The organism is Chlamydiota bacterium (genome assembly GCA_012729785.1).
Taxonomy (GTDB): Bacteria; Auribacterota; Tritonobacteria; order UBA1439; family UBA1439; genus UBA1439.
Genome location: JAAYCL010000035.1, coordinates 40126 through 55021 on the forward strand (window position 1 = coordinate 40126; position 14896 = coordinate 55021).

Below are 14896 nucleotides of genomic sequence, written 5' to 3' on the forward strand. Positions count from 1 at the left end.
GGAGGAGGGATCGGCATGAACAACCTTCTGGTTCGGCGGGGAGCCCTCGTACTCCTCTCGGCGCTTCTCGGGTGCGCCGCGCCCGGGGGGACCGGTGGGAAGGCGCCGGGACTCTGTCCCGCCTGCAAGGTGAAGGTGGTCATGCACCGGTTCCGGCGGCTGAGGGTGCCGGCGCATACGCACGTCACGTACCTCTGTCCTGTATGCGAGAAGGGGTGGACCGGAAAGACGGGGGACGGCCCCTGCGCGGTCTGCCCCGCGTGCGGCACAACGGTGAAGGAGTGCCCCGGCTGCCGCGGGAAGGGAGCGGCGCATCCCGACCATGACGGATGAGTCGTCGATTCGGCCCCGCGAGGGCCGTCACGCGCACCTGCATTTCCTCCGGGGGAGGGAGAAGGGGCAGCGCCGGCTCGGCGCCTGTGTCGCCATCACGCTCGCGGCGATGGCGGTGGAGTGCGTCGCCGGCATCCTCGCGGGGAGCCTCGCGCTCGTCAGCGACGCGGGGCACATGCTCACGCACGGCTTCTCCCTGATCGTCAGCTATTTCGCCGTCGCCGTCGCCCGGCGGCCGGCCACGGACCGGAGAACCTTCGGTCTGTACCGCGTCGAGATCCTCGCCGCCCTCTTCAACGGGGCGACCCTCCTCGTCATCACCGGCTTCATCGTCTGGTTCGCGGTGAAGCGGCTCATCGACCCCGTCCCGGTGGCCGGGGGCTGGATGCTGGCGGTGGCCGTCGTCGGCCTCGGGGTCAACGTGGCGACCACGCTCATCCTCCGGGAATCGGCGCGCGACGATCTCAACGTCCAAAGCGCCTTCGTCCATATGCTCGGCGACCTCTTCTCGTCGGTCGTGGTCAGCGGCGGGGCGCTGGTCATCATCCTGACGGGCTGGAACTGGATAGACCCGCTCCTGAGCGTGCTGGTCTGCGCCCTGATCCTCGCCTGGGCGTACCGGCTCATCCGGCAGTCGGTGGAGATTCTTCTCCAGTCCACGCCGGAGGGGGTGGATATCCCCGCCATCGCCGAACGGCTCTCCCGCGTGGAGGGGGTTCGGCGCGTCCACGACGTGCACGTCTGGACGATCACGTCGGGGCTTCACTCGATGAGCGGCCACATCGAGATCGACGACATGCCGATCAGCAGGTCGACCGCCATCCTCGACGCCGCGGGGAAAATCTTGAAGTCGGAGTTCGGCATCATCCATTACACGATCCAGATCGAGTGCGGGGAGTGCCGGCACAAGATGGAGCACTGATTCCCTGAACGAGGGATGCGGCCGGCCGGGAGGCGCCCGATCCCGGGGGATCGAAGATGCGCGAGGGCACGGGGGCGCGATGAGGCGCAGGATACGGATCACGGGGCTCCACTGCGCCTCCTGCGTGCGAAGGGTCGAGGAGGCGCTCCTCGCCGTCCCCGGGGTCTCGTCGGCGCGCGCGGACCTCGTCTCGCGCGAGGTGACCGTCGACTGCGATCCCGCCGCCGCGGAGCCCGGCGCCCTCGAGCGGGCGATCGAGGGGGCCGGCTTCGGTGTGCTGCGGGCAGACGGCGGGGGGGAGGAGGCGGCGGAGCGGGAGCGCCTCCGGGAGACGGCCGGCCTCCGCGCGCGCGTCCTCGTCTCGGCGGCGTTCGCGGTTCCGCTCCTCTGGGTCTCGATGGCGCCGATGGCGGGGATCAGCCTCCCGCCGTGGATCGCCCGGCACGGCGCGCTCATCCAGTTCATCTTCTGCGTCCCGATCGTCGGGGCGGGTCTCCCGCTCTTCAGGCGGGGGCTCCTCGCGATCCTCCGCACCGGCCGCGCCACGATGGACACCCTCGTCGCCCTCGGCGCCGGCGCGGCGTTCCTCTTCAGCGTCGCGGAATCCCTCCGCCATCCCGCGTCGGGCCCGGCGCACGGCGGCGGGCACCTCTACTACGAGACGGCCGGGATGCTCATCGCGTTCATCCTCCTCGGCCGCTGGCTCGAGGCGGCGGCGAGGGGCAAAACCTCGTCGGCCCTCCGCCTCCTCGTCGGCCGGGAGTCCCGGACCGCGGTCGTGCGCACGGCGGGGGGCGAGACGGCGGTGCCGGTGGAGGAGGTCGTCCCCGGCGACGTCGTCGTGGTGAGGCCGGGGGAGAAGGTGCCGGTGGACGGCCGGGTAAAGGACGGGGAGTCGTGTATCGACGAGTCGATGGTCACGGGGGAGCCGATGCCGGTCCCCAAGCGCCCGGGGGACGAGGTGACGGGAGGCACGATCAACGGCCCGGGCTCGTTCACCTTCGAGGCGACCAGGACGGGGAGCGACACCTTCCTCGCGCACGTGGTCGCGCTCGTGCGCGAGGCGCAGGCGTCGCGGGCGCCGGTGCAGGAGCTGGCGGATTCTGTCGCGGCGTATTTCGTCCCCGCGGTCCTCCTCGTCGCCCTCGTCTCGTTCGCGGTCTGGATCGGCGCCGGGCGGGGGCTCGGGTTCGCCCTGACCGTCGCCGTCTCGGTGCTCGTGGTCGCCTGCCCCTGCGCGCTCGGTCTCGCCACCCCGACGGCGGTCGTCGTGGGCGTCGGGATGGCCGCCGCGCGCGGGATACTGGTCAAGAGCGCCGCCGCGCTCCAGACCGCCGCCCGCGTGGACACCGTCGTCTTCGACAAGACCGGCACGCTCACCCTCGGCGCGCCCGTCGTCACCGATGTAACGCCGCTCGGCGGGCGCGGCGCGCAGGAGGTCCTGCGTCTCGCCGCCGTCGCCGAGAAGCGCTCCGAGCACCCGCTCGGCGGCGCGATCGTCGCCGAGGCGCGCGGGCGGGGGATCGAACCGCCGGATCCTGACTCGTTCGTCTCGCGGGGGGGGCGGGGCGTCGAGGCGTCGTATGGCGGGACCGCCCTGCTCGTCGGGAGCGCGGCGCTCGCCCGCGAGCGGGGGGTCGACCTGTCGGCGGCGGAGGAGGCGCTCGCCGCGCGCGAGGCGGAGGGGAAGACCGCGGTGCTTCTCGCCGCGGACAACGTCGCGGCGGGCGTCATCGCCGTCGCCGATACGGTGAAGGAAGGCGCCGCGGAAACGGTTGCGGCGCTCCGGGCGGCGGGGAAGGACGTCGCGATGATCACCGGCGACAACGCGCGAACCGCCCGCGCGGTCGCGCGGGCGGTCGGGATCGACCGGGTGCTCGCCGGGCTGCTGCCCGCGGAGAAGGCGGAGGAGATCCGGCGGCTCGGGGCCGCGGGCCGGACGGTCGCGATGGTCGGGGACGGGATCAACGACGCCCCCGCGCTCGCCGCGGCGGGGCTGGGGATCGCGCTCGGCTCGGGGACCGACGTGGCGCGGGAGGCGGGGGGGATCGTGCTGGTGAGGGACGATCCGCGCGACGTCGCCGCCGCGCTCGGCCTCGGGAGGCTCGCGATGCGGAAGATACGGCAGAACCTCTTCGCCGCGGTGATCTACAACCTCGCGGCGATACCGGTCGCCGCGGGGGTCCTCTACCCGGCCGCGGGCATCCTGCTCCACCCGGCGCTCGCCGCGGCGGCGATGGCGGCGAGCTCGGTCTCCGTGGTGTCGAACTCGCTGTCGATGCGGCGGGCCTGGAGAAGATGACAGGCGGGGCGGGAGGAGCGGAAAGGAATCCTTCGGGCCCCATGGGTTGTACGGGACCTGGTGCGCGAAGGGCTAGAAATCTATCGGCGCGTCGTCGAGGAAAAGACGGTTGATGGCGGCGTTGCCGGAGGAGTCCACGGCGGCCTCGACGGCGACCCTGCCGCCGCCGCGGGGCCGTTCGAGCTCCCGCGACTTCCCCTCGGGGACGTAGTAGCTCTCGATGCCGTACTCGACCTCCGCGACGTTCTTCCGCTCGACGGAGGCGATCGTCGCGGAGACGAGGACGCGCTCCTCATCGTTCCCTCTCCATCGGAGATTCCCCCCGAACGCTTTCTTCTTATCCTTGTCGATACCCCAAAAACGCGGCATCCAAGGCCCCTTCCCGAACCTCACGAACGGCACGTACACCGTGTCCCCCGGCTTCCAGCCCCTCCCCCGGTGCGCGATCCGCTCCGCATCCCGCACTGCATCCGGATGTTTCTCCAGCCAGCCCTCTTCCGTCACGTCCGCGAACTCCTTGAGCGCCGTGATCCGCTCCGAGCGCACTCCCTGGACCGTCCCCCGGACGATCACCCTCCCCGCAGACACGGCGGCCGGTTTCTCCACAGACGCGCCATCGACCTCCCAGACCTTCCCCTTCGGCGCGAGCGCAACGTAGACGATGCTCCCCTGCGCCGGGGTGCGGTCGGAGGGGAACTCGACGGAGGAGATCTTGTACCGGAGGCGGGCGTACTCGCCGCGGAACAGGTCGTGCGGGTCGACCGGGGCGGTCTCGAGGAGGACCTTCGTGCCGGTCGAGAGGATGCGGGCGTTCGACCGGATCATCAGGCAGAGGAAGGCGATCTGGGCCAGGATGCATGCGCAGAAAAGCAGCCGCCGGTTCATGCCTTTCCCCTGATCGTATGGATGATCTTCTTGCGTTGTCGTTCCATGGAAAACGCCCCCGCGAGGAGGACGGCGCCGGTGGCGATGAAGAACGCCGAGCGCGGGAGGTAGTTCCATCCCCAGTCGCAGTAGCGGGTGAAGAACTGAAGGGCGAAGAAGGCGAAGCCGAGGTTCACCGCATGCGGCTCCTGCCGCCCGTACCCGAAGGCGATGAGGGCGACGGCGAGGGCGAGCATCATCGCGTTGGAGAGGAGGCCGGTGGAGACGGAGGAGTCGAGGCCGAGGGAGAGCATCCCCCCCGCCGCGAGGAGGATGAAGGTGAAGAGGAGTTCTCCGTCGCGCGCGCGCCCCTGCGGCCTCAAACGCACCCGGGAGACGGTGAAGGCGGTTGCGAAGGCGCCGAGGTACAGCGCGCAGAGGACGGCGAGGCACCGCCAGAACGCGGGAGGGATCGGGCGCGCGATCAGCTTCGCGAGTTCTGACGCCGGCCATCTGAAGCTCATCGTGTAGAGCACAACGAAGAGAACGACGCTCCCCAGCGCCGTGAATACCCTTCCGAACCGCGCAGCGGACGGCGAGAGGGAGTGCAGGAGGCCGAGCGCGTAGAGGAGGAGGCCGAAGACGAAGTAGGGGAGGACCATCAGGGGGAAGAGGGTCGAATCGCCGGAAGACCACCAGCGGTGCGCGATCTCCGGCTGCCGGAGGCACCAGGCCAGCGGCCCGGCGCCGAGCCAGACCGCGATCCCAACGAGACTGACGAACAGGGCGCCCGCCGATCTCTTCCTGTAGCAGAACGGAAAGACGAGCGCCGCCGCCATCGCGAGGTACGGATAGTTCGGGTAGCCGAAATAGGACGCCTTCCAGACCGCCCACGCCGAGAGGAGGGCGGAGGAGAGCGTGAGGATCGTCTCCATCCCGAGGAGCCACGCGACGGGGAGGATGCCGAGCGCCCAGTAGAGGAGGCCGTTCTGGTCGCGCGAGGAGATGTTGTAGATCTGCGCCACGAGCCAGATGCCGCCGCCGAAGAGGAGGGAGCCGAGGAAGAGGAGCGCCGCGCCGAGCCTCGGGAAGCTGCGGTCGTATTTCAGCGAGTAGCCGATGGCGTTCACGGTGAGGATCGTCAGGAAGACGAGGCCGAGCTTCGTCGGACGGGGGATGAGGCCCCAGTTGGAGGCGATGAGAAGGATGACGCCCGCGCCGAGGAGGAGGGCGCCGATGGTGGATATCGCGGCGATGAGCTTGGAGGGGGAGACGCCCCGGCCGATCGAGTCGAGATCGTAGCGATCGGCGATCCGGCGCGCCTGTGCGGGGGTGAGGAGGCCGTCCCGGCTCCAGGCGGAGAGTTCGTCCTTCAGCCGCGAGAGGAACGCGTTCGATGGTCCGCGGTGCATGGCGCCTCCGGCGCAGTCCGTATGTACAAGTATACGCGCGGGCGCACGTGGGGCAAAGGAAACTTGAAAAGGCGAGAAAGGTGAGAAGGGTGTGACGGGGGGGAGGGCGGGAAATGGTGCGTCTCTCAGACGCCGGGGCGCGGGGAGAGGAAGTCGCGGGGCGTCAGCGCGGCCAGTTCCCCCAGCGGCTCCGCCGGCGCCGCCGCGCCCGGCCTGTCGGGGCCGTGCACCGTCCCGTCCCAGTCGATCCAAATCCGGCGCGGGGGAAGGCGCCACGTCCCCGGCGGAGGGAGGTCGAGAACGGGGCGCGAGGCGCCCAGCCCCCTCAGCACCTTGCCGAACGTGTCGAGGTTTTTCGACACGCGCGACGCCTCAGGCGTTTCGCCGGAGACGGGGAGAACGACGAGGCGGTCGGTGCCCGCGGCGACGAGGGCGCAGACGGCCCCCTCGTCGAGGAGAAGCCCGTTCGTCACCACGCAGACCTCCTTGCCGTACGAGCGGGCGGAAAGGAGCATCCCCCTGAGCCCCGCGTGGAGGAGCGGGTCGGAGCGGCCCGCGAAGAAGACCCGGCGGGCGTAGGGAAACGTCAGTCGGGCGAGGCGGCGGAACAGTTCGGGGGAGAGGATCGGGGGGGGCGCGCCGGGGCCCGCGCACTCCACGCAGACCGCGTCGAGCGGCTCGAGGCCGCGCCCGCGCCAGCGGGCGAGCGCGATCTCTGGGTGCCGAAGGCAGAGGCGGATAGTGTAGAGGCGACTGTTCAGGGATCGCCGCATCGCTCCTCCCCCACGGAGGATAGCACCGCGGCGAGGGGTGTCAACCCGATAAAGCGACCGGGACCAAGGCGCCCGGGGGCCTGCGGCGCACGGCGTCCCTGTCGGCCCCGAGCGGGTTGGTTTGTGCCGGGGGATCTCCGAGGGCTGCGCCTCCCGGCATGTCTACGGGGAAGCCCCCCGGCGCTGTTTCCGTTTGGCGGCGGGAGCGGCGAGCTTGTGGGCGGTCATCTTCTTGTAGAGGCCGAATCGGCTCAGGCCGAGCGAGGAGGCGGTGCGGCTGATATTGCCCCCGCACTCCACGAGGGCGCGCGCGATCAGGTCCCGCTCCAGCGCCCGGAGCCTGCTCCTCAGGGATGTCCCGGGAGCCGACGGCGGCGTCCAACCGCCGCGGCGCTGCCGCCTGATCTTCTCCGAGAGGTCCGTCTCGGACACCGCGGCGTCCCCCGGGTGCAGCGCGACGATTCGCGCGATCTCGTTTTCGAGCTCCCGCACGTTGCCGGGGTACTCGTACGCGACGAGCAGTTCCATCGCCTCGCGGGTGAACCCCTCCATCCGTTTCCCGGATCTGTCCGCGTACCGCGAGAGGAAGAACGAGGCGAGGCGCGGGATGTCGCCGCGCCGCTCCCGGAGCGGCGGAACCCGTATCGGGATGACGTTCAGGCGGTAGAACAGGTCCTTGCGGAAGTTTCCCTCGGCGACCTCCTCCTCGATGCGGCGGTTGGTTGCGGAGATGATCCGCACGTCCAGCGCGCGCTCGCGCGTGCCGCCGACCGGCCGGACGGCGCCGTCCTGGAGGAAGCGGAGGAGCTTTGCCTGCACCGCGGGGGAGCAATCGACGATCTCGTCGAGGAAGACGGTGCCCCTGTCCGCCATCGCGAGGAGGCCGCGCGTGCTGCGCAGGGCGCCGGTGAACGCGCCGCGCACGTGTCCGAATAGCTCGCTCTCGAGAAGCGGCTCCGGGAGCGCGGCGCAGTTCTGCGCGATGAAGACGCGCTCTCGTCGCGGGCCGTGGGAGTGGATCGCCCGGGCGATCAGCTCCTTTCCGGTGCCGGTCTCGCCCTCGATGAGGACGGCGGAGGTCCCCGCCGCGGCCTTCTCCACGAGACGGAAAAGGTCTCGCATCGCGCCCGTGGTGCCCGCGATGCTCAGGAAGTGGGCCTCGTTGGAGGGGTGCGTGCGCGCGCGCCTTCCGGCGGAGGGGAACGCCTGGCGGAACGGAGATGAGGCTTTCACAGGGCCGTCCTCGCAGGATGGGCCGCCTGATGGAGCCGCGCGCCATGCTTCGGGAGGGTCGCCGTGGCGAGCGAAACAGGGCACCGTGGCTACAGGCGCACCCACGACAACCGCATATTTATAACCTCCGCCTGCCGGGAAGTCAAGCGAAATCTTGGCAGTGTCATTTAAGATCCAAAAGTGCACACCTTTTCAAGGATTTAAGGTTGAAAAGTGCACACCTGGAAAGTGCCATAATCCACGCCTCGAAAGCTTGACGGCGAAATCTTGACATGCGTCGGCACCGGCAATGTGTCCCGTCACGTCCACCGTATCGGCACGGCATCCCTGGATTTCTGAATGACAACCCGCGGGGCGGATGAAGGGGCGCGCGGACTCCCGGACCGGCGGCCGGGCGGCTCCCGGGCCGGCAAATCGACGGCTTCCCCGTCGAATGGCCGGATCCGGCGGAAGAACCGATGCCGCGCGACGTCCGCCGGTATTCCGACGACGGCCGGCGCGGCGTCCGCCCCCCGCCGTCCATGGAAACGCATCGACGGGAGGGTACGATCGCCCGGTGCTGCGTCTTGTGCCCCGCCCGGCGCGTCTGCTACAATGCCGCTCCGTCCCGGGAGGGAACAAGACGATGGACACGCGGATCAGGATCGCGATCGACGGGCCGGTGGGGTCCGGGAAGAGCACGGTGGCCAAGCGCGTGGCGCGCGCGATGGGGTACACCTATATCGACACGGGAGCGATGTACCGCGCCCTCGCCCTGAAGGCGAAGCGAAAAGGGATTTCGTGGGACGACGCGGACGGGATGACGGCGCTCGCCCGCTCGACATCGGTCGCGCTCGAACCCGCCGGGGCGGAGGACGAGACGAGCGTGGTCCGCCTCGACGGGGAGGATGTGTCGCGGGCCATCCGCGAGACGGAGATCGGCGGCGGGGCGTCGAGGATCGGAACCATCCCCGGCGTGCGCCGAGCCCTCGTCGAGATGCAGCGCACAATGGCGACGGCGGGCGGCGTGGTGATGGAGGGGCGCGACATCGGCACCGTCGTCCTCCCGGACGCGGAGCTGAAGATATTCCTCTCCGGATCCGTCGAGGAGAGGGCGCGCAGGCGGTTCCTCGAACTCCAAGGCAAGGGCAAGACGCCGGTGATGGCCGAGGTGATCGAGGAGGTCAGGGCGCGCGACCACCAGGATTCGACCCGCGCCGACAGCCCCCTGAAGAAGGCCGACGACGGCGTCGAGGTGGACACGACGGCGATGACGCGGGAGCAGGTGGTCGAGGAGATCGTGCACAAGGCGCGGGATCGCGCCCGCGCCTGAACGGCGCCGCGGCGCACCTCCGCGTTCCCCGTCCCCGCCCTCAGAGGCGGATGGGCGTCTGCGCCCCCGCCGCGGCGGCGACGCAGACCCGGTTGCGGCCGCTGCGCTTGGCCGCATAGAGCGCCTCATCGGCCCGCTTGATCAGGTCGTCCGCGGTGTCGAACTCCGAGAGCTCGGCGACGCCCAGACTCATGGTGACCGCGTACCTTCTCTCCTCGTGCACGAACGGGTGTCGTGCCACCTCGGCGCGCAACCGCTCCGCCGCCACCCGCGCCTCCGCCAGCGTCGTGTCGGGCAGCACGAGGATGAACTCCTCCCCCCCGTAACGTCCCGCGATGTCGAGCGTGCGGCACGACGAGCTGAGCACCTTCGCCGTCTCCCTCAAAACGAAATCCCCGTCCAAGTGCCCTCCCGCGTCGTTCACCTGCTTGAAATGGTCGAGATCCGCCATGATGAGGGAGAGCGGCGAGCGGAGCCGCCGCGACTCGGAGATCTCGGCGTCGAGCAAGAGGCGCACGTGGCCCACCAGATGGAGGCCGGTGAGGCCGTCGGTCGTGGCGAGATAGAGGAGACGCGCCCGCTCGATCGAGATGGAGATCTCGCGGTGGATGCTCATCGCGAGGTAGGCGCCGAGCGCCGCGGCGAGCGGGAAGAAGACCGCCGTATGGACCCTGAAGCGGAGATACATGACGAGGCAGAAGGCGAGGTAGCAGGCGCAGCCCGCGAGCGTTGCGGCCATCGCCGTCGCGGGTCTCAGGCGGGAGGCGGCGAGACTCACGATGAATCCCGTTATGAGGATGGCGGCGAGATTGCGGCTCCGGGGGAGCGGGGTCACGAAACGGCGCGCCAGTATCTGGGAGACGATGGTGGCGTGGACGGCGATCGAAGGCGCCGTTCCATCGAACGGCGTCCGTATGGCATCGTAGGCGCCCGGCATCGTCGGGCCGACGAGGCAGATGCGGCCCCTCAGCTCCTCGAGCGGCACGCGGGGCCGGTCTCCTTTCCCGGCGTGCGCGGCGGACTCGAGGACGTCCGCGAGCGAGTAGCGGTGGAACGAGCGCGCCCAGGGGCCGTTCCAGTCGATGACCATCGTGCGGGCGTCATCCGTCGGGATGGAGAGCGCGGATCCGCCGGGCAGGCCTATCTCGATCTGGCGGGAAGACGGGTCCCCGCCGCAACGCGCAGCCGCGCCGAAGCGGTCGCGCGCGATGAGGAGGCCGAGCTGCCAATGCAGCGCATCCTCGAACGGGATGCCGAGGACGACGCGGCGGGTGACGCCATCGGGGTCGGCGGGCATGTTCACGATCCCCTCGGCCTTCGCCGCCTCCCGCAACGGGGGGATATTGCGGATCAGGCGGACGTACCGGTTGCTCTGCGGGTCGCTCTCAAGGACGCAGGGGAGGTAGACCGTCCCGGCGCGCCGGATCGCCGCGGCGAGCGCGAGATCCCTCTCCTGGACGCTCTCCTCGCTGAAGAATACGTTGGTGCCCACCGCCGCGGCGCCCGCGTCGGCGAGGATGTCGACAAGCCTCGCGTAGACGTCGCGGGGAAGCGGCCACACACCGACGGACTGCGCGCTCTCCTGGTCGATGGCGATGATCGCGATCTCGGGAGGGGGAGGGAGCGGGCCGCGGAGCCGGGTCGCGAAATCCCCAAAAAAGAGATCGAAGGATTTAAAGACGCCCAGGGAGTAGAGAAGCGCGGCGACTGCGGTGACCGCAAGCCCCCAGAAGATCTCCGCACGGCTGCATTGCATCTCCTTCCGGCGGCGTTTCTTCAGCAATCGCCTGGGCATACGGTGCCTCGCCATCCGGCCTGACGGCCCGCACTAGATATCGTTATTGTATCGCAAGAGAGGGGGGATGCGGCATAAAGAGCGGAGATGCACATAACGTGAAATTCAACGCGGGATCCCGCGATTCGAAAGAGGGAAGCGGGTGTCCCGTGAGAATGCCGCGGCGGTGCCCGGCGCAGGGTGCGGGCGGGGCCTGGAGGCCCCGGTTGACGGAGAGGCGCGGGAGGTGGATCTGCGGTGCGGAACTGCCGGCGCGGGCGCATGCAGCGGGACGGGGTCGGCCTTCCGACGGGCCGCTTCGACCGCCGGGATGCGGATGGTCCATCCACCCCCCGCGGCCGCCGGTAGTGCGGCCTTGCATGCGCGGGGTGGCGGGCGGAGCCGCCGGTCGAGACGGGGGACGGATTCGTCTTCGGCTTTGCGTGTACGGGGCGGCGTGACGATGCCGGCGTCGCCAGAAGGGCGCGGACGGCGGAGCGGGGCGGCTCGGTGCGCCCACGAACGGCGGGGCGATGCGTTGATACCGGCGTGCGACGGGAATCAGCGCGGCTTCTCCGTGTAGTCGAGCAGCAGCCGTTTCCTGAATCCCCCGCGTGCGAGGCGTTTCCTGCGCACGATCCGCTCGAATGCATCCGGACCAACGCCGAGGAGGCGCCGGAACGAGTCGAGGAGCTCGCGGAGGTCGGCGAGTTCGTTCAAGACCGCGTCGCGCCCGCGCGCTTCGACGAGTTCGCGGGCTTCCTCGAGGACCTTCTCGCGCAGGGCGCGCGCGTAGGCCGTCGGGGAGAGCGTACGCGTCCGGCAGCGAAGGCCGCCCGCGGCCACGATCTCCGGGATGCGGTCCCTGACGAGCTTGCGGTAGTAGGTGCGGGGCACGGGACTCTCCTTTGCCGTCTCTCCGCCGCGCGAGGCGGCCGTTGTGAAACGGCGGGGCCGCCGGAAGACCGGGGTTTCAACCTTGCGCCGGGTGCGGCACACGCCGCCACGCCGGGACGGTGCGCCCCGTCATCGCCGCGTGAGGTAGATCACGTCGCCCGCCCTGACCGTGTTCGGGTTGGCGATATTGTTCTCGCGCGCGATGCGGCTCATCTCGCCGGCGTCGCCCAGTTCGCGCCGGCAGATGGTCCAGAGGCTTTCGCCCTTCTTGACCGTGTAGGAGACGCGGTCGCCGGTCTCTCCCGCCGAGGCGCGCACGTCCCTCCCCGCGGCGGAGACGACCGGGGCCGGCGGGGGCCCGAGCGCGAGCGTCGACGCCTCCACGAACTGCATCTCCACGGGGAGGCTCGTCCCGGAGGAGGCCGCGGCGGCCTCCACCTCCTCAGCCGAGGCTTTCCCCTCGGGGGCGGCGAAGCCCGCTGTGGCCGCGTCCGCCACCTGCGGAGGCGGCGGGGCCGCGGCCGACGCGACCGTCTCCGCGCAGGTCAAGGCGGCTTCCGCCTCGGGGACGGGCAGGAAATCGGCGTCGCGCGGGGCGGGTCCCTTGGCGACATCGACCAGCGGGACGGTCTCCCGCGCCGCGACGAAAACCTCCGCCTGCGATTCGCCGGCCTTCGGGGGAGCCGAGTGGCGGGCCTTCATCGAGATGATGAAGATGAGGAAGACGCAGAGTCCCGCGCAGAGGCCGCGGAGTATCTGCTGGTTCTGCGTGACGCGGTGCAGTTTCGTCTGCGTCGTGCGATACGCGAGGTCGCGCTCCTCGAGTTCGGCCTCGAGGGTGCGTATCCGCTGAAGGACGGCGGGCTGCTCCTCCGCGGCCGTCCCCGCGCCTTTCGCGGCGGATTCCGCCGCCTCGTCGAGGGCGCGTTGGAGCCGGTCGATCCGCTGGTGGAGTTCGGCGAGTTCCGCGGCGTGGCCGCGGCCGGCGTCCTCGAGCCGGAGACGCGCCTCCGCGAGCTCCGCGACGAGCGCGGCCGCCTCCCCGCGCGCCTCGTCGCGCTCCGCGGCGGCGCGCTCGAGATTCGCGCGGGCGCAGCGCGACTCGCGAAGCTCTTCCCTGAGCCGTTCGATCTCGGCGCCGGCTTCCGCGTCCGTGCCGCCGGCGGGCTCCCCTCCGTCGGCCTGCCGCGCCCGGCGCGTCTCCGCGAGAAGCGCCTCCTTCTCGCGCAGCTCCTCCTCGAGCCTCTCGATTCTCTGGAGCGCATCCTCGTTTTTGGGCGCCGCCTGCGCGGGAGCGGCCTTGAGCGTGGCGATGAGCGCCTCCTTCTCTTCCAGCGCCGAGGAGAGGCGGGCGAGCTTGTCCTGCGCCTTCGCCTCCGTCTCCTTCAGGCGCGTCTTGAGAAGGGCGACCTCGGCCTTCTTATCCTCGATCTCCTTGAGCAGGCCGTCGGCGATGGAGTCGCTGCGCCCGTCGCCGGAGGAACGTTCCGTGTCGCCCTTGAGGGCGAGCACCTCCTCCTCCTTGGCCGCGAGGAGAAGGCGGAGCTGCTGGATGATCGTTTCCTGGTCCTGCATTAGATCTTCCATCGACGGAGCCCTCCCTTGTCGGAAGGCACACAGGTAGGGAGAATCAGGGGAGCGGTGTTAGGGGGCACCGGTCTGAAACTTGAGATCCGCGCCAGCGTATCCTGTTGTTTCCAGATTCGCACAAATGGTAGCATACCCTATCCGATCGGGCAAGGAAAAAATCGTCTTTTTTCATTCCCTGCCGGCCCGCGACAGGAGGGCGACCGCCGCCGTGAAAAAGGCAGACCTGAAACCGTACTGCGGCGCCGTGCTCCGGCGCGGCTGCGGCCGAGCCGTCGTGATTCCCGCCTCGACCGTGACAACCGCCGCCTGGGTGCGCTACAAGTGCCGCTGGGGGTGTCCCGGCTGCGGCTGGACGCTGATGTGCCCGCCGCACTCCCCCACGCCCGCGGAGACCGCCGAGCTCGTACGCTGCTACCGGCGCGCGATCCTTCTCCACAGCCCCGAGCACCGCCGCCTGAACAAGGCCGCCGTATGGCTCGAGCGCGAGCTCTTTCTCGCGGGGTACTACAAGGCGTGGGCGATGGGGTCGGGGCCCTGCCGCCTCTGCACAACGTGCGCCCTCGACAAAGGGTGCAGGCATCCGGACCTCGCGCGGCCCGCGATGGAGGCGTGCGGCGTGGATGTCTTCGAGACCGCGCGCAGAAACGGCTTCCGAGTCGACGTGGTCAAAACCCGCCGGGACCGGCAGGACTACTTCGCCCTGGTGCTGGTGGACTGAACGGCGCCGTCCCTTCGCGTTGCGCGCGGCAACGGCGTGGTGCGGCGTTGAAAAGGAGGGGCGTCGGGGGTGTGTGCCGCGGGGGGGGGCGGAAAGGGCAACGACGCCGGCGACCTGATGCGGCGGGTCGCGGGGCTCCGCCGGGAGCTCTCCTGCCTGGATCCCGCCTCGCTCGCCGCGCGGGCGGGGGGGCGGTGGCGCGCGGCGGGCCCGGGCGCGGGTGAGATCCTGCTCGCCGTCTGGAGAAAGGAGGTTTCGGTCTCCATCCCCGGCTTCGTCGCCCGGGATCCGTCGACCGGGAGGGAGTGCGATCCGGGGACGCAGGCGCTCCTGGCCTACCATCTCCGTCTCACCGACGGCTCGCCGGCGGAGGGGCGATGGGTCTCGTTCTCGGAGCTCCCCGACGGCGCGTTCTACTCCAGGGCCTTCCAGGGCTACACGGGCGACGCGATCATCCGCGCCTTCGGCCGCGACCTGCCCCTGCTCGGGCGCGCCGCGGAGAAACTCGGCGGCGCACGCGAACAGGAGGGAGACCTCTCCTACTCGTACCGCCCGCTCCCGCGGATCCCGATCCTGCTCGTCTGCTGGCGCGGCGACGAGGAGTTCCCCCCGTTCGCGAAACTCCTTTTCGACGCCTCCGCGCCGCGCCATCTCCCGACCGACGTCTGCGCCGTCCTCGGCGGCACGCTGGCGCGGCGGCTCGCCAGGATGCGGGGGGATTTCGATGGAACCGGCGGCGCGGGATAGGATAGAATGCGTACGCGGC

At 70.4% G+C, this 14896-nt stretch carries 13 protein-coding genes; 6 read left to right on the forward strand and 7 right to left on the reverse strand.

Translation table 11 applies throughout. The features are described from left to right. Window positions 1–15: 15 nt before the first annotated feature. The 3 genes from GXY35_08080 (at window position 16) to GXY35_08090 (ending at window position 3557) form a co-directional block, all read left to right on the forward strand. Window positions 16–333, forward strand: coding sequence for a hypothetical protein (locus GXY35_08080; protein ID NLW94532.1), 318 nt, complete (start codon window positions 16–18; stop codon window positions 331–333). Continuing rightward, on the forward strand, window positions 323–1255 hold the full coding sequence (locus GXY35_08085; GenBank protein ID NLW94533.1) for a cation transporter: 933 nt from the start codon (window positions 323–325) through the stop codon (window positions 1253–1255). Before GXY35_08080 ends, GXY35_08085 begins: the two co-directional genes overlap by 11 nt. A 79-nt stretch (window positions 1256–1334) precedes the next feature. Further along, complete coding sequence (locus GXY35_08090; protein ID NLW94534.1) at window positions 1335–3557, forward strand: copper-translocating P-type ATPase; 2223 nt, start codon at window positions 1335–1337, stop codon at window positions 3555–3557. 72 nt (window positions 3558–3629) lie between these two features. Here GXY35_08090 and GXY35_08095 read toward each other — a convergent pair whose 3' ends face one another. From GXY35_08095 to GXY35_08110, 4 genes are all read right to left on the reverse strand, one after another. Next, entirely contained in the window at window positions 3630–4442 is an 813-nt protein-coding gene (locus GXY35_08095; GenBank protein ID NLW94535.1) for a GDYXXLXY domain-containing protein, read from the reverse strand. Beyond that, a complete protein-coding gene (locus tag GXY35_08100) occupies window positions 4439–5833 on the reverse strand; it encodes a DUF2157 domain-containing protein (protein NLW94536.1) in 1395 nt (464 codons plus the stop codon). Before GXY35_08100 ends, GXY35_08095 begins: the two co-directional genes overlap by 4 nt. A 125-nt stretch (window positions 5834–5958) precedes the next feature. Beyond that, window positions 5959–6606 carry a hypothetical protein gene (locus GXY35_08105; protein ID NLW94537.1) on the reverse strand — a complete coding sequence of 216 codons (648 nt, stop codon included), beginning with the start codon at window positions 6604–6606 and terminating at the stop codon, window positions 5959–5961. A 162-nt stretch (window positions 6607–6768) separates the two neighbouring features. Next, entirely contained in the window at window positions 6769–7839 is a 1071-nt protein-coding gene (locus GXY35_08110; GenBank protein ID NLW94538.1) for a sigma 54-interacting transcriptional regulator, read from the reverse strand. A gap of 625 nt (window positions 7840–8464) precedes the next feature. Between GXY35_08110 and GXY35_08115 the strand changes: the two genes are divergently transcribed. Further along, on the forward strand, window positions 8465–9151 hold the full coding sequence (locus tag GXY35_08115) for a (d)CMP kinase (GenBank protein ID NLW94539.1): 687 nt from the start codon (window positions 8465–8467) through the stop codon (window positions 9149–9151). A gap of 40 nt (window positions 9152–9191) precedes the next feature. Here GXY35_08115 and GXY35_08120 read toward each other — a convergent pair whose 3' ends face one another. From GXY35_08120 to GXY35_08130, 3 genes are all read right to left on the reverse strand, one after another. Continuing rightward, window positions 9192–10946: a CHASE2 domain-containing protein gene (locus GXY35_08120; GenBank protein NLW94540.1), complete on the reverse strand. Its 1755-nt coding sequence runs from the start codon at window positions 10944–10946 to the stop codon at window positions 9192–9194. Window positions 10947–11486: 540 nt separating this feature from the next. Beyond that, entirely contained in the window at window positions 11487–11822 is a 336-nt protein-coding gene (locus GXY35_08125; protein ID NLW94541.1) for a nucleoside triphosphate pyrophosphohydrolase, read from the reverse strand. A 129-nt stretch (window positions 11823–11951) separates the two neighbouring features. Beyond that, window positions 11952–13397: a LysM peptidoglycan-binding domain-containing protein gene (locus GXY35_08130; protein NLW94542.1), complete on the reverse strand. Its 1446-nt coding sequence runs from the start codon at window positions 13395–13397 to the stop codon at window positions 11952–11954. Between the two features lie 136 nt (window positions 13398–13533). On the opposite strand from GXY35_08130, the gene GXY35_08135 reads away from it, so the two are divergent. After that, window positions 13534–14130, forward strand: coding sequence for a DUF2284 domain-containing protein (locus tag GXY35_08135; GenBank protein NLW94543.1), 597 nt, complete (start codon window positions 13534–13536; stop codon window positions 14128–14130). Between the two features lie 69 nt (window positions 14131–14199). Next, window positions 14200–14877 (forward strand): DUF3786 domain-containing protein, encoded by a 678-nt coding sequence (locus GXY35_08140; GenBank protein NLW94544.1) that lies wholly within the window; start codon window positions 14200–14202, stop codon window positions 14875–14877. Window positions 14878–14896 lie beyond the last annotated feature (19 nt).